The sequence below is a fragment of the Streptomyces sp. NBC_00859 genome (genome assembly GCF_045161865.1).
Lineage (GTDB): Bacteria > Actinomycetota > Actinomycetes > Streptomycetales > Streptomycetaceae > Streptomyces.
The window spans coordinates 2,531,333-2,546,165 of record NZ_CP108826.1 but is presented as its reverse complement, the minus strand read 5'-3'; the positions used below and the strand labels follow the sequence as shown (position 1 = coordinate 2,546,165).

Below are 14,833 nucleotides of genomic sequence, written 5' to 3'. Positions count from 1 at the left end.
GAACGCGAGTTGCTTTCAGTATCCCGCGAATCTGTCGACTTCTCCAGGCATCGGGAGCCACGTCATGACCGAGCATCATTCCTCCTCGCCGCCCAGGGCCGGGCGCAAAGGGGCCGCCGTCGCGGGCCGGCGCGGGGTGGCGGCAGCCACGGCGCGGTTCACCTCCCGTCTCCGCTGGCCCCTGCTGGTTCTGTGGATCGTCGCGCTTGCCGTGGCCGGCACCGGGGCGATGTCCATCGCCGACTCGCTGAGCGGCGGCGGATGGTTCGTGAGCGGATCCGACTCGGCCAAGGCCGCGACCCGGCTGGAGCACGGCTTCACGGGCCGGGGCCAGGTCACGGTCACGCTCGTCGTCCACGACAAGCGGTACGGCGCCGGGTCGCCGCAGTTCGAGCAGCGCGTGCGGTCGGTGGCGAAGGCGGTGACGGCCGAACCGGCCCTGAAGGTCACCGACAGCTACGGCTGGACGACGCTCTCCCGGCAGAACCGTGCCGCGTTCCAGGGCAAGGACGGGCGGACGGCCACCGTCTCGGTGGCACTCGGCCGGGACGACGGCTCAGCACGCCGTGAACTTCCCAAGGTCCAGAAGGACCTGACCGACCGCTTCGGCGCTCAGGGTCTGGACGTCTCGCTGGTGAGCCCGGCGTCCTTCTGGGGAGAGATCAACACCCTCAGCCAGCAAGGACTCGTCAAGGCCGAGCTGATCACGCTGCCGCTCATCGTGGTCATCCTGCTGTTCCTGTTCCGTGGCGTGGTCGCCGCGCTGGCATCGCTCGCCGCCGGCGTCACCGCGATCGTGCTGACTCTCGGCCTGCTGGCGCCGCTGGCGGCGCACGTCGAGCTGTCGGTCTTCGTGGAGAACGCGGCGACGATGCTGGGACTCGGCGTCGGAGTCGACTACTCGCTCTTCATGATCACCAGATTCAAGGAGGAGCTGGCAGCGGGGAAGGACGTCGAAGCCGCGGTGGCCGCGACGCTGCGCACCTCCGGCCATACGGTGATCGCCTCGGGAATCACCATCGCGATGGCGATGTGCACCCTGTTCCTGATCAACCTGAACGTGATCCTCTCCATCGCCCTCGGCAGCATCGTCGTCGTCGCGTTCTCCGTACTCAGCTCCGTGGTCTTCCTCCCGGTGCTGCTGCACTTCCTCGGCCACCGCATCAACGCCGGCCGGGTGCGGATGCCGTGGCGTTCACGTACCCCCGCCGCCGCGAGCACGGATGTGACGTCCGGCCGCTGGTACCGGACCGCGGTGCGGGTGATGAACCGCCCCGTCCTGTTCCTGGTGGGCACCACCGTCGTGCTGCTCGCCGTCGCCGCGCCCGCCGTGCAGCTGCGGACCTTCTCGCCGGACTCGCGGATCATCCCGCACTCCTCGCCGGTCCGGGTCGGCTACGACGAGGTCCAGAAGGAGTTCGGCGTCGGCACCACGTCCCCGCTGCAGGTCGTGGTCACCTCCTCCAGCCCGCTCCAGTCGGTGCCGCAGTCGGAGCAGCTGGTGCGACTGCGGGACGACCTGGCCGCACTGCCGCACGTGGCACGGGTCGAATCGGGGATCGGCACACTGCAGAAGGTCTCTCCCGGTGCGCCGTTCGCGGCTCTGACCGGCGCACGCATGGCACAACTGCCCGCGGACGCCCGCCACACCGTCCGGCACTACGTCGCGGACACGGACCGGACCACCGTGCTCGAGGTGATCCCCGACGACCGCTCGTCCAGCGACGCGGTACGCACCCTGCTGCACGACGTGCGGCAGCGGTCCGGTTCCCTGTCCGGACCGCTGCACGCCGTAGTCGGAGGTGAGACCGCCGAGGGCATCGATTCCAATCAGGTGATCCAGGACCATCTGATCGAGGTCATCGCGCTGATGCTGGTGGCCGTGTTCATCGTGCTGATGCTGGCGTTCCGCTCACTGCTGCTCCCGGTCAAGGCCATCGCCATGAACCTGCTGTCCATCGGGGCGACCTACGGTGTGCTCGTCCTGGTCTTCCAGAAGGGGTTCGGCACCGGGCTGCTCGGTTTCCAGAAGACGGACTACCTGCAGAACTTCGTGCCGGTGCTGCTGCTGGCGCTGCTGTTCAGCCTCAGTACGGACTACGAGGTCTTCCTGCTCGGCCGGGTCCGTGAGGAGTACCGGGTGAGCGGCGACAACACGGCCTCCGTCGCACGCGGTCTGACGCGTACCGCGCCGCTGATCTCGGGCGCCGCCGCACTGATGGTCGCCGTGTTCGGCGCGTTCGGGTTCGCCGGGATCGTGCCGATCCAGCAACTCGGCTTCGGCATGGCGATCGCGGTCCTCCTGGACGCCACACTCGTACGGCTCGTCCTGGTCCCGGCCGCGATGCGGCTCATGGGCCGCTGGAACTGGTGGATGCCCGGTCGTCCAGACCCCGGCGGTTCCGCCGCGGGGAGCGGTACGCACGACACCGCGCCGCACGGGGAGGAGTCCGCGGAGTTCGCCCGTCGCTGAGGGCTTCCGCAGCCGGGCCGTTCGAGCCGTTTCCCTGCTCCGTCCGCGTGCGCGCAGACCGAAAGGACGCAAGATGCTTCCCGTCGAGATCGTGCTCCTGCTGTTCGGTGTCCTGATGGGCGCTGTCACACAGATCCCCGGCCACATCAGCCTCGTTGCCTCCGCCGTCATCGGCTGCTGGCTGCTGGGCTTCGCCATCCGTGAGCGCTACCCGCGTACGCGGCGCTGAGCGCCCCACCCGAACAAACGCCGAACCGGACCGGTGCCGAACCGGAACAGGAGTCCAGCCATGGATGTCGCCTCCACTTCCCCGACCCGTCGCGAAGCCAGGGACGCCGACGGGATGGCCGTCGCCTCATTCGTGCTCGGGCTCGTCGGGCTGCTGGTGATGAACGTGTTCCTCGGCCCCATGGCGATAGTCCTCGCCGCGATGGCGCTGTGGCTCGGCACTCCGCGCCGGGGCAGGGCGCTGCTGGGACTCGGCCTCGGCGTGGCCGACCTGGTGGTCATGGCGGTCCTGGTCACCGCGCACGGGACGCTGGTCTGGAGCTTCACCGCCTGACCGGGGACTCGTTCAGCCGGACTCCGGACGCCACCGGCCGAAGACCGCGGGGCTGTCCCGGGAGAGGTCCCGGGACAGCCCCGCGGCAGTACTGATCCTCCGGGCCCGTCAGAACTCGTCGTCGAAGGAGACCGAGCCCTCGACCGCGACCTGGTAGGCCGAGGGGCGCCGCTCGAAGAAGTTCGTCAGCTCCTGGACGCCCTGCAGCTCCATGAAGGAGAACGGGTTCTCCGAGCCGTACACCGGCGCGAAGCCCAGCCGGGTCAGCCGCTGGTCGGCGACGCACTGGAGGTACTCGCGCATCGACTCGGTGTTCATCCCCGGCAGCCCGTCGCCGCACAGGTCCCGGCCGAACTGCAGCTCCGCCTCGACCGCTTCGCGCATCATGTCGGTGACCTGCTGCCGCAGCGCGTCGTCGAACAGTTCGGGCTCCTCCTTGCGGACCGTGTCGACCACCTCGAACGCGAAGTTCATGTGCATGGTCTCGTCACGGAACACCCAGTTGGTGCCGGTCGCCAGACCGTGCAGCAGCCCCCGCGAGCGGAACCAGTACACGTACGCGAAGGCCCCGTAGAAGAACAGCCCCTCGATGCACGCGGCGAAGCAGATGAGGTTCAGCAGGAAGCGGCGGCGGTCCGTCTGCGTCTCCAGCTGGTCGATCTTCTCGACCGAGTCCATCCACCGGAAGCAGAACTGCGCCTTCTCCCGGATGGAGGGGATCTCCTCGACCGCGTCGAAGGCCGCCGCGCGGTCCTCCGGGTCGGGCAGGTAGGTGTCGAGCAGCGTCAGATAGAACTGGACGTGCACGGCCTCCTCGAAGAGCTGGCGCGAGAGATACAGCCGCGCCTCGGGGGAGTTGATGTGCTTGTAGAGCGTCAGCACCAGGTTGTTGGAGACGATCGAGTCGCCCGTCGCGAAGAACGCGACCAGCCGGCCGATCATGTGCTGCTCACCCGGCGAGAGCTTGCCCAGGTCGGTGACGTCCGAGTGGAGGTCGACCTCCTCGACCGTCCAGGTGTTCTTGATCGCGTCCCGGTAGCGCTCGTAGAAGTCCGGGTAGCGCATCGGACGCAGGGTCAGCTCGAAGCCCGGGTCGAGCAGGTTCTTCTCGGACTTCTGGGAATCGGTGCTCATTACTGGCAGGCCTCGCAGGACTCGGGGTTCTCAAGGGAGCAGGCGATGGCGTCCGCGTCCGCGGCGGCCGGGGCCTGCTGGGCGGGGACGGTGGCGGAGCGCGCCGCCCGCGCGATGCGCGTCGCCGGACGGGAGCGCAGGTAGTACGTGGTCTTGATGCCCTGCTTCCACGCGTAGGCGTACATCGAGGAGAGCTTGCCGATGGTGGGCGTCTCCAGGAAGAGGTTCAGCGACTGGCTCTGGTCGATGTACGGGGTACGGGCCGCGGCCATGTCGATCAGGCCGCGCTGCGGGATCTCCCACGCCGTGCGGTACAGCACGCGGACCTCCTCGGGGATCCAGCTGAAGCCCTGGACCGAACCGCTGGCCTCGCGCAGCGCCTCACGGGACTGCGCGTCCCAGACGCCCAGTTGCTTGAGCTCGTTCACCAAGTAGGCGTTGACCTGGAGGAATTCACCCGAGAGGGTCTCGCGCTTGAAGAGGTTGGAGACCTGCGGTTCGATGCACTCGTACACCCCGGCGATCGAGGCGATGGTGGCGGTCGGCGCGATGGCCAGCAGCAGCGAGTTGCGCATACCGGTCTTCGCGATCCTGGCGCGCAGCGCCTCCCAGCGCTCCGGCCAGGCGGACTCGGCCGCGTAGTGGTCGGGGTGCAGCACACCGCGCGCCGCGCGGGTCCGCTCCCAGGCGGGCAGCGGACCGTTGCTCTCGGCGAGGTCGCAGGACGCCTCGTACGCGGCGAGCATGATCCGCTCGGAGATCCGGGTGGAGAGCGCCCTGGCCTGAGGGGAGTCGAAGGGCAGCCGCAGCTGGAAGAAGACGTCCTGGAGCCCCATGAGGCCCAGGCCCACCGGACGCCACTTGGCGTTGGAGCGGCCCGCCTGCTCGGTGGGGTAGAAGTTGATGTCCACGACCCGGTCGAGGAAGGTGACCGCGGTGCGGACGGTCGCGTCCAGGCGCTCCCAGTCGAGCGAGTCGCCCGAGACGAACGCGCCGACGTTGACCGAGCCCAGGTTGCAGACCGCCGTCTCGCCGTCGTCCGTCACTTCGAGGATCTCGGTGCAGAGGTTCGACGAGTGGACGACGGAGCCGGGCTCGGCGGTCTGGTTGGCAGTCCGGTTCGACGCGTCCTTGAAGGTCATCCACCCCTGGCCGGTCTGGGCGAGGGTGCGCATCATCCGCCCGTACAGCTCGCGGGCGGGAATCGTCTTCCTGGCCAGACCTTCGGCTTCGGCCTTGCGGTACGCGGCGTCGAAGGCGTCGCCCCACAGATCGGTCAGCTCCGGCACATCAGCGGGCGAGAACAGCGACCAGGTGCCGTCGGTGTCGACCCGGCGCATGAACTCGTCGGGTACCCAGTGCGCCAGGTTGAGGTTGTGCGTACGCCGGGCGTCCTCACCGGTGTTGTCGCGCAGCTCCAGGAACTCCTCGATGTCCGAGTGCCAGGTCTCCAGGTAGACGGCTGCTGCGCCCTTGCGCCGGCCGCCCTGGTTCACCGCGGCGACCGAGGCGTCGAGGGTCTTGAGGAAGGGGACGATGCCGTTGGAGTGCCCGTTCGTGCCCCGGATCAGCGAACCGCGGGAGCGGATACGGGAGTACGAGAGGCCGATGCCGCCCGCGTGCTTCGAGAGGCGGGCCACCTCGTGGTAGCGCCCGTAGATCGAGTCCAGCTGGTCCAGCGGCGAGTCCAGCAGATAGCAGGAGGACATCTGCGGGTGCCGGGTGCCCGAGTTGAAGAGCGTGGGGGAGGAGGGCAGGTAGTCGAGGCGGCTCATCAGCGCGTACAGCGCGGCCACCTCGTCCAGGGCGCCCGCCGATTCGTCGGCGGCCAGACCGCAGGCGACCCGGAGCATGAAGTGCTGGGGGGTCTCGATCACCTGGCGGGTGATCGGGTGGCGCAGCAGGTAACGGCTGTAGAGGGTGCGGAGCCCGAAGTACCCGAAGCGGTCGTCGGCCGAAGTGTCGATGAGCGCGTCCAGCCGCGCGGCGTGAAGCCGTACGAAGCTGTCCGTGCGGTCGGCGATCAGGCCCTCGCGGAAGCCCGCGGCGACGGATTCCGAGAACGACACCGCGCCCTGTCCGGCCGCCTCGTCCGCGATGGTGCGGGTGAGCAGCCGGGCGGCGAGCCGCGAGTACGCCGGGTCCTCGGAGATGAGACCCGCGGCCGCCTCGGTGGCCAGCTCCCGCAACTCGGCCTCGTCCGACGCGGCGTTGCGCCCGCGCAGGGCGGCAGCGGCGACCTTGCCGGGGTCGGTGTCGGTGAGATCGGCGGTGAGGTCGGTCAGGGTCCGCAGCAGTACGGTTCCCGGGGCGTCCGCCACCTGCTCGGTGACAGGTGCGGTGGGCGCGATGGTCACGGTGCGCTCTCCCTCGCTCGGCTGGGGCCGGCGGGGGCACGGGCGCGTACGGGCACAGCAGAGCAGCACACCGCACAGCATCCGCAGGCCCTACCGCGAGGCCCGGACGTTTCCCATCCGGTTCGGTCGAACCGGATGTGCTGTCGGCAGGTCCTCGGACTCCGCGGTGCGCGAAAGCGCACTGATCACACCGTTGCGGGACAGTTCCGGATTCGCACCGGATTCCCCTGCGACGACAGCGAGCACGAGCATACATGTGGGGTGCCGTTCGGAAAGCACCCCCCATATGTTGTGTCGTGGGCGGTCAGCTCGGGTTCAGAGGAGCAGTGCGTACGTCAGCAGGGTCAGCCCCGGAATGGGGTCCCAGTCCCTCTCAGGCGTCCGTATGAAGCCCAGCCGGGAGTAGATCCGGTGGGCCCCGGCCATCGCCGGCTGAGTGGACAGGACGAGCCGCGAGACCCCCTCGCAGGTCCGTGCCCGCGCGACGCAGGCACGGACCAGAGCCTCACCCGCGCCCTGCCCCCGAGCCGTGTGGTCCACCGCGAGCATCCGGAACTCCGCGTCGCCCGGTCCGGCGATGTCGGCCCATTCGCTGCCGGGCCGGGCGAAGGTCACCCCGCCGAGCAGCCGCCCCGAATCATCGGCCGCTACCAGTACTTCGGCCCCGGCCGCCCTCTGCTCCACCGCGCGCAGCAGGTCGAGATACGGGTCGTCGGCGCCGAAGTCCAGCAGCCCGTCCTGGAGGTAGGCGCGGGCGGTGATCGCGCCGAGTTCCTCGTAGTCCCGCGGTTCGGCGGGCCTGATGGCGATGTCCATGCGGGCAGTGTGCCGTACGGCGCCGGCCCGCGGCAGGGGCGTCAGCCTGCGGGCCGGGGAAACGCAGCGGGCCGCCGCATCTCCCGGGGGAGATGCGGCGGCCCGGACCTGCTGCCGGTGTCCGGCCCGTCAGCGTCCGGCGGGGCTGGCGGCGGTGGCCGGCGGGAGCTCCACCTGGACGTCCTTGTCACCGGCGTCCGCCGTGTAGTCCTCCGGCGAGGTCTCGTCGATCCCGGCCGGTGCCTTGACCGCGTTGAGCACGACGGTGAGTACCAGCGTCACCACGACGTTCAGCACGAACGCCGTCAGACCGATGTAGCCGATCTGCCCGATGCCCGGGATCTCCTTGGACGAGCCGCCGAAGTGCGCCTGGGTCGGGCTGGCCACGCCGTAGGCGGCGAGCGTGCCGTAGACCATGCCGACCGCCCAGCCGGCGAGCAGCGCCCAGCGGTGGAACCACCGGGTGAAGAGCCCGCCGACCAGCGCCGGCATCGTCTGCAGGATCCAGATGCCGCCCAGGAGCTGGAAGTTGATCGCCACCGTCGGGTCCATGGCGAGCACGAACAGGAGCGCGCCGACCTTGACCACGAGTGACACCAGCTTGGAGACCTTGGCCTCCTGGGCGGGTGTCGCACCCGGCTTGATGAAGTCCTTGTAGATGTTGCGGGTGAAGAGGTTCGCCGCCGCGATGGACATGATCGCGGCCGGTACCAGGGCGCCGATGCCGATGGCGGCGAAGGCCACGCCCGCGAACCAGTCGGGGAACATGTTCTCGAAGAGCTGGGGGATCGCCAGCTGGCCGTTCTTCACCTTGATGCCCGCGGCGATCGCCATGAAGCCGAGCAGCGCGAGCAGTCCGAGCATCAGCGAGTACAGCGGCAGGATCGCGGTGTTGCGGCGGATCACGTTGCGGCTGCGCGAGGAGAGCGTCGCCGTGATCGAGTGCGGGTACATGAACAGCGCGAGCGCCGATCCGAGCGCCAGCGTCGCGTAACCCCACTGTCCCGCGGCGGCCGGCGCGAGCGCCCCGCGTGGCTTGCCCGTCGCAGGGTTGGTCTGCGAGAACGCGTGGCCTGCCTTGGCGAAGATGTCGTCGAAGCCGCCGAGCTTGATCGGGATGTAGATGATCGCCACCAGGATGACGATGTAGATCAGGCCGTCCTTGACGAAGGCGATCAGTGCGGGGGCCCGCAGCCCCGACGAGTAGGTGTATGCGGCGAGCACCGCGAAGGCGATCAGCAGCGGGAGGTCCTTGACGAACCAGTTGCTGCCTTCGCCGCCCACGCCCATGACATCGAGAACCGCCTGGATACCGACCAGTTGGAGCGCGATGTACGGCATCGTGGCGAGGATTCCGGTGACCGCCACGGCCAGCGAGAGCCCCTTCGACCCGAAGCGCCCGCGGACGAAGTCCGATGTCGTCACGTAGCCGTGCTTGTGGGACACCGACCAGAGCCGCGGCAGGAAGGTGAAGATCAGCGGGTAGACGAGGATCGTGTACGGCACGGCGAAGAATCCCGCCGCGCCCGCCGCGTAGACGGCCGCGGGGACGGCGACGAAGGTGTACGCCGTATAGAGGTCGCCGCCGAGCAGGAACCAGGTGACCCACGTGCCGAACGACCGTCCGCCGAGCCCCCATTCGTCGAGGGTGGCCGCGTTGTCCGCGCGGCGCCAGCGGGCGGCCATGAAGCCGACGACCGTGACGGCCACGAAGAAGAAGATGAAGACGCCGAGCGCGACGCCGTTCACACCGTCCTTCATGCGGACGCACCTCCCTTGCGCGCGCGCTGGTCGCGCTGCCACAGCTTGTACGCGGTCATCGTGAGTACGGTCGAGATGAGCACCCAGAGCATCTGGTACCAGTAGAAGAACGGGATACCGATGAAGGCCGGGTCCACCTTCGCGTACGAACTCACCCAGAGCATGGCTGCGAAGGGTGCGATCAGACAAACCGCGATGATCACGCGCACCGGCGTGACCACCGGTTTTTTCTCGGGCATGGTGCGGTCCGTCCCCTCACTGAGCACCTGGTACAACGCGCAGGAAATCTAGGCGAGGAAGCTCGTCCGGCGGAAGCCCTATCCGCATACCGGAACGGCAACGCCGCTCAATCGGTTGATTTCGACGGCAACCACCCCTGCGCCGCTATTGGCCTAGACCTTTTTTCGGATATGGCCACGTGGCGGCCGCCCGGCTCCTACAGTCGGGACCGGATGCCGGGTGGCCCGGCACCTTCAGTTGGCTGGGAGCACATATGAAGTACGTGAGGACGGGCGGGACCGGAGGCCTCGATGTGAGCGCACTCTGCCTGGGTGCGCTGCGTTTCGGCTCGATGACCGACGAGGCCACGGCGTTCGCGATACTCGACCGTTTCCTCGACGCCGGCGGCACGTTCATCGACACCGCCAACACCTATGCGTTCTGGGTCGACGGCTGTACCGGCGAGGAAAGCGAGAACCTCATCGGCCGCTGGATGGCCGGCCGGGGTGTGCGGGACCGGGTCGTGCTCGCCACCAAGGCCGGGGCGCTGCCCGACCCGCTGGACGCGCCCTGGCCCGAAAAGGCCGAGGGGCTGGCGCCCGAGGTGATGCGACGTCAGACCGAAGCCGCACTGCGCCGTCTCGGCACCGACCGGATCGACGTCTTCTACTCGCACATCGAAGACCGCAGGACTCCGGTCCACGAGCAGGTGGCCGGGCTCGGCTCGCTGGTCGCGGACGGCAAGGTACGGGTGCTCGGAGCCAGCAACCACACCGCGTGGCGCATCGAGCAGGCCCGCGTCGCGGCCCGGGAGCTGTCCGTGGCCGGATACAGCTGTATCCAGCAGCGCTACACCTACCTCCAGCCCCGGCCCGGCGTCGATTTCGGGGTCAATCCGCACGCCTCCGATGAACTTCTCGACTATGTAAGCTCCGAGCCCGACGAGCTGACGCTGCTGGGTTACTCCACGCTGCTGAGCGGTGCGTACGGCCGGGACGACCGGCCGGTGCCCGCCGAGTACGACCACCCGGGGACGGCCGCCCGCCTCGCCGCGGTGCGCGCGGTGGCGGCGGAGACGGGAGCAACGCCGAACCAAGTCGTCCTGGCGTGGCTCCTCGGCGGTTCGCCCTCCGTGCTGCCCGTCATCGGGGTCAGCTCCGTCGCCCAGCTGGAGGAGTGTCTGGCCGCCGTCGACCTCAAACTCGACGCCGAGCACCGCACTCTGCTCGACGCGGCCTGACCGGAGCGGGGCCGGCCGGTGTCAGCCGGTCGGCCGCCGCAGCCTCGCGACGAACTTGTAGCGGTCGCCGCGGTAGACCGAGCGCACCCACTCCACCGGCTCGCCCCGCTCGTCGATCGAGTGGCGCGAGAGCATCAGCATCGGGAGCCCGACGTCCGTCCCGAGCAGCCCGGCTTCCCGCGGCGTGGCCAGTGAGGTCTCGATCGTCTCCTCCGCCTCGGCCAGGCGGACGTCGTACACCTCGGACAGCGCGGCGTAGAGCGAGGTGTACTTCACGAGCGAACGGCGCAGCGCGGGGAAGCGCTTGGCGGACAGATGCGTGGTCTCGATGGCCATCGGCTCACCGCTCGCCAGTCGCAGCCGCTCGATCCGCAGTACCCGTCCGCCGGCCGTGATGTCGAGCAGTCCCGCGAGGGTGTCGTCCGCGGTGACATAACCGATGTCCAGCAGCTGGGACGTGGGCTCAAGCCCCTGCGCCCGCATGTCCTCGGTGTATGAGGTGAGCTGGAGGGCCTGCGAGACCTTGGGTTTGGCCACGAACGTGCCCTTGCCCTGGATGCGCTCCAGACGGCCCTCCACGACCAGTTCCTGGAGCGCCTGGCGCACAGTGGTGCGCGAAGTGTCGAACTCGGCGGCGAGGGTCCGCTCGGGCGGCACGGGTGTGCCCGGGGGGAGCGTCTCCGTCATGTCGAGCAAGTGCCGCTTGAGGCGGTAGTACTTGGGCACCCGCGCGGTGCGTCCGGGTGTTGTGCCACCCGCCTCCACGGTCCCCCCGTTGGTGCCCATCGCCTGCCTTCCCGAGTGCTGCGCTGCTGCCGTCACCGGCTCCTCCGTCTGTCGCGGCTCACATGGTGGCACGGTCCGGTCATGGGTCGCCGCCCTCCCTCAGGTGTCGGTCCGATAACGGACACGACAGCCTTTCTTATACACCCTTGACACCCCAATAGGTCTAGGCCAAGCTCCCGAGTACTGGTCTAAACCATTAAAGACCAGGTCCCAGCCCCACGGGCAGTACCGGTCGCACTTGTTGCGGCAGAAACGGCGTTCTCGGGTGGTGGGGGGAAGCTTTTTTCATCCCTGAGGAGGGTGTCGTGAAGCGCGGACTCATCGCGGCGATCGGTGTGGCGGCAATGCTGGCCAGTGTTGCGGCCTGCGGCTCGGACGACAGTAAGGACAGCAGCAAGAAGGCGGGGGCCGACGGCTACAAGGGGCAGACCCTGACCGTCTGGGCGATGGACGGCTCCACGCCCCCCGGCTGGACCAAGAACCTCCAGGCCGCCTTCAAGAAGAAGACCGGCGCCACCGTCAAGTTCGAGACCCAGAAGTGGGACGGGATCCAGCAGAAGATCACCACCGCTCTCTCGGAGTCGACCCCGCCCGACGTCATCGAGGTCGGCAACACGCAGACCCCGGCCTACGCGGCGACCGGCGGCCTCGCCGACCTCAGCGACCTGAAGAGCCAGATCGGCGCCGACTGGACGCCGTCGCTCAGCAAGTCCTCGGTCTACCAGGGCAAGCAGTACGCGGCCCCCTGGTACTTCGCGAACCGCGTGGTCATCTACAACAAGAAGGTCTGGGCGGACGCCGGTATCACCGGCACCCCGAAGACCCGCGCCGAGTTCTTCAAGGACCTCGACGCGATCAAGAAGAAGGGCCAGGCCGAGCCGATCTACCTGCCTGGCCAGAACTGGTACTTCTTCGACGGCCTCACCATCGGCCAGGGCGCGGACCTCGTCAAGAAGAGCGGGGGCAAGTACGTCTCCAACCTCGCCGACCCCAAGGTCACCGCCGCGATGGAGCTCTACAAGAAGTACCAGTCGTACTCCAAGGCGTCCAAGGACAAGGACGAGGCCAACCCGCAGCAGGCCGAGGTCTTCGCCAAGGGCAACGTCGGCGCCTTCATCGGCATGGGCTGGGAGGCCGGTACGGCCATCACGGCCAACAAGAAGATCGCTAAGGACATCGGCTACTTCACCATCCCCGGTGAGACCGCCGCCAAGCCCGAGGGCGTCTTCCTCGGCGGGTCGAACTTCGCGGTGGCCGCGGCCAGCAAGAAGCAGGACCTGGCCAAGGAGTTCCTGAAGATGGCGCTCGGGGACAAGTTCGAGGGCGCGCTCGCCAAGGAGAGCGGCATCGTCCCGAACAAGGCGTCGCTCGACTCCAACCTCAAGGGCAACGCCGCGGGCGAGGCCGCTGCCCCCGCCGCCGCGGTGTCGGGCGGCACCACCCCGCTCATCCCCGAGTGGGCGGCCGTGGAGAACGACCCCAACCCGGTCAAGAGCTACATGACCTCGGTCCTCTCCGGGAAGTCGCCGGCTGCCGCCGCGGCAGCCGTCGAGGGTGAGATCAACAAGCGCCTGGCGCAGAAGAACTGACCGCGGCCACCGGGGGGCGGGCCACCGCCCCCCGGCGTGCCCGCATGGATCTCGACCGTACGGCTCAAGAAGAGATGGCGAGCATGTCAGTGCAGACCGAACACGCGGACTCGGTCCCCCAGGCCGTCCCCGCCAAGGAAGACGCGCCACCCGGCGGTCCGGCGGCGGCCGGAAGGAGAACCGGCGGCGCGGCCCCCTATCTGCTCCTGGTCCCCGCACTGCTCGCCACCGTGGTGCTGCTGGGATACCCCCTGGTCAAGAACGGCATGCTGTCGTTCCAGAACCTCAACCCGCGCCAGCTGATCCTCCATCTGACCGAGTGGAACGGCTTCTCCAACTACCAGGACGTCCTGGGCGGCTCGGACTTCTGGAAGGTCGTCGAGCGGTCGATCTTCTTCACCGCGGCGAACGTCGTACTGATCATGGTTCTCGGTACGCTCACCGGCCTCCTTCTTGCCCGCCTCGGCAAGAAGATGCGTCTGCTTCTCATGCTCGGTCTGGTGCTCGCCTGGGCGATGCCGGTCATCGCGGCCACCACCGTCTACCAGTGGTTGTTCGCCCAGCGTTTCGGTGTCGTCAACTACGTGCTCGACAGCCTCGGCTGGCACTCGATGGCCGACTTCAACTGGACCGGCAGCCAGTTCTCCACGTTCTCGGTGGTCACGCTCCTGATCGTCTGGCAGTCGGTCCCCTTCGTAGCGATCAACCTCTACGCCGCATCGACGACCATCCCCGGGGAGCTCTACGAGGCCGCGTCGCTCGACGGCGCCGGGAACTGGAAGAGCTTCACCTCGGTGACGTTCCCCTTGCTCAAGCCGTTCCTGCTGGCCACGACGTTCCTCGAAGTCATCTGGGTCTTCAAGTCCTTCACCCAGATCTTCGCGATCAACGGCGGCGGCCCGGACCGGCTCACCGAGACTCTGCCCGTGTACGCCTTCGTCGAGGGCGTCGGCAACCAGCACTTCGGCATGGGCGCGGCGATCTCGTTCCTGACGATGATCGTGCTGCTCGTACTGACGGGCTACTACCTTCGCACCGTACTGAAGCAAGAGGAGGACTAGCTGTGAGGCGCTCCCTGTTCGGCCGGTTCTGGCCCAACGCAACGGCGATCATTCTCTTCATAGGCTTCGCCTTCCCCGTCTACTGGATGTTCGCCACGGCCTTCAAGCCGACCGGCGACATCATCACCGACACCCCCGTGTGGTTCCCGACCGACGCCACGTTGTCGCACTTCAGCAAGGTCGTCGCCGCGGACCACTTCTGGACGCTGGTACGCAACTCCTTCGTGGTCACCGTGGTCTCGGTGCTCTCGTCCCTGGTGATCGCGCTCCTCGCGTCCTTCGCCATGGCGCGGATGCGCTTCAAGGGCAGGCGCGGGGTGCTCCTGACCTTCATGATCGCGCAGATGGCGCCCTGGGAGGTCATGGTCATCGCGATCTACATGCTGGTCCGCGATGCGGACATGCTGAACAGCCTGGTCCCACTGACGGTTTTCTACATGATGATGGTGCTGCCCTTCACGATCCTGACGCTGCGGGGCTATGTGGCCGCGGTGCCCAAGGAACTGGAGGAGTCCGCCATGGTCGACGGCTGTACCCGCCCGCAGGCGTTCATCAAGGTGATCCTGCCGCTGCTCGGCCCGGGTCTCATGGCCACCTCGCTCTTCGGCTTCGTCACCGCGTGGAACGAGTTCCCGCTGGTGCTCATCCTCAACAAGGACATCGGGTCGCAGACGCTTCCGCTGTGGCTCTCCCAGTTCCAGACGGCGTTCGGTGACGACTGGGGCGCGACCATGGCTGCCTCCTCGCTCTTCGCCATCCCGATCCTGATCCTCTTCGTCTACTTGCAGCGCAAGGCTGTCAGTGGTCTCACCTCCGGTGCAGTGAAGGGATAACG

13 protein-coding genes and 1 riboswitch are annotated in these 14,833 nt (G+C 68.2%); of the genes, 7 read left to right on the top strand and 6 right to left on the bottom strand.

Annotated features, from left to right (window positions below):
• The first annotated feature begins 64 nt into the window (after positions 1–64).
• The 3 genes from OG584_RS10655 to OG584_RS10645 all read left to right on the top strand — a co-directional run bounded on the left by OG584_RS10655 (position 65) and on the right by OG584_RS10645 (position 3,035).
• Positions 65–2,473, top strand: coding sequence for an MMPL family transporter (locus tag OG584_RS10655; RefSeq protein WP_405777330.1), 2,409 nt, complete (start codon positions 65–67; stop codon positions 2,471–2,473).
• Positions 2,474–2,546: 73 nt separating this feature from the next.
• Complete coding sequence (locus OG584_RS10650; protein ID WP_405777328.1) at positions 2,547–2,702, top strand: hypothetical protein; 156 nt, start codon at positions 2,547–2,549, stop codon at positions 2,700–2,702.
• A gap of 60 nt (positions 2,703–2,762) precedes the next feature.
• Positions 2,763–3,035, top strand: a complete 273-nt coding sequence (locus OG584_RS10645; protein WP_405777326.1) for a DUF4190 domain-containing protein — start codon at positions 2,763–2,765, stop codon at positions 3,033–3,035.
• A gap of 108 nt (positions 3,036–3,143) precedes the next feature.
• Here the strand turns inward: OG584_RS10645 and OG584_RS10640 are convergent, their stop codons facing one another.
• The 5 genes from OG584_RS10640 to OG584_RS10620 all read right to left on the bottom strand — a co-directional run bounded on the left by OG584_RS10640 (position 3,144) and on the right by OG584_RS10620 (position 9,342).
• Positions 3,144–4,169, bottom strand: a complete 1,026-nt coding sequence (locus OG584_RS10640; protein ID WP_405777324.1) for a ribonucleotide-diphosphate reductase subunit beta — start codon at positions 4,167–4,169, stop codon at positions 3,144–3,146.
• Complete coding sequence (locus OG584_RS10635) at positions 4,169–6,526, bottom strand: ribonucleoside-diphosphate reductase subunit alpha (protein WP_405777322.1); 2,358 nt, start codon at positions 6,524–6,526, stop codon at positions 4,169–4,171. The genes OG584_RS10640 and OG584_RS10635 overlap by 1 nt, the downstream gene beginning before the upstream one ends.
• 127 nt (positions 6,527–6,653) lie before the next feature.
• Positions 6,654–6,795: riboswitch (cobalamin riboswitch) on the bottom strand.
• 46 nt (positions 6,796–6,841) lie between these two features.
• Positions 6,842–7,342 carry a GNAT family N-acetyltransferase gene (locus tag OG584_RS10630; protein WP_405777320.1) on the bottom strand — a complete coding sequence of 167 codons (501 nt, stop codon included), beginning with the start codon at positions 7,340–7,342 and terminating at the stop codon, positions 6,842–6,844.
• A 129-nt stretch (positions 7,343–7,471) separates the two neighbouring features.
• A complete protein-coding gene (gene mctP / locus OG584_RS10625) occupies positions 7,472–9,103 on the bottom strand; it encodes a monocarboxylate uptake permease MctP (RefSeq protein ID WP_405777318.1) in 1,632 nt (543 codons plus the stop codon).
• Positions 9,100–9,342, bottom strand: coding sequence for a DUF3311 domain-containing protein (locus OG584_RS10620; RefSeq protein WP_405777316.1), 243 nt, complete (start codon positions 9,340–9,342; stop codon positions 9,100–9,102). Before OG584_RS10620 ends, mctP begins: the two co-directional genes overlap by 4 nt.
• 254 nt (positions 9,343–9,596) lie before the next feature.
• On the opposite strand from OG584_RS10620, the gene OG584_RS10615 reads away from it, so the two are divergent.
• The gene (locus OG584_RS10615; RefSeq protein ID WP_405777314.1) at positions 9,597–10,562 is read left to right on the top strand and encodes an aldo/keto reductase; all 966 of its coding nucleotides are present in this window, start codon (positions 9,597–9,599) and stop codon (positions 10,560–10,562) included.
• Positions 10,563–10,583: 21 nt separating this feature from the next.
• Here OG584_RS10615 and OG584_RS10610 read toward each other — a convergent pair whose 3' ends face one another.
• The gene (locus OG584_RS10610; protein ID WP_405783991.1) at positions 10,584–11,348 is read right to left on the bottom strand and encodes a GntR family transcriptional regulator; all 765 of its coding nucleotides are present in this window, start codon (positions 11,346–11,348) and stop codon (positions 10,584–10,586) included.
• A gap of 305 nt (positions 11,349–11,653) precedes the next feature.
• Here OG584_RS10610 and OG584_RS10605 point away from each other — a divergent pair, with 305 nt between their 5' ends.
• The 3 genes from OG584_RS10605 to OG584_RS10595 all read left to right on the top strand — a co-directional run bounded on the left by OG584_RS10605 (position 11,654) and on the right by OG584_RS10595 (position 14,831).
• A complete protein-coding gene (locus OG584_RS10605) occupies positions 11,654–12,937 on the top strand; it encodes an extracellular solute-binding protein (RefSeq protein ID WP_405777312.1) in 1,284 nt (427 codons plus the stop codon).
• 83 nt (positions 12,938–13,020) lie between these two features.
• Entirely contained in the window at positions 13,021–13,998 is a 978-nt protein-coding gene (locus tag OG584_RS10600) for a carbohydrate ABC transporter permease (RefSeq protein ID WP_405777310.1), read from the top strand.
• 2 nt (positions 13,999–14,000) lie between these two features.
• Positions 14,001–14,831 carry a carbohydrate ABC transporter permease gene (locus OG584_RS10595; protein ID WP_405777308.1) on the top strand — a complete coding sequence of 277 codons (831 nt, stop codon included), beginning with the start codon at positions 14,001–14,003 and terminating at the stop codon, positions 14,829–14,831.
• The last annotated feature ends 2 nt before the right edge of the window (positions 14,832–14,833 follow it).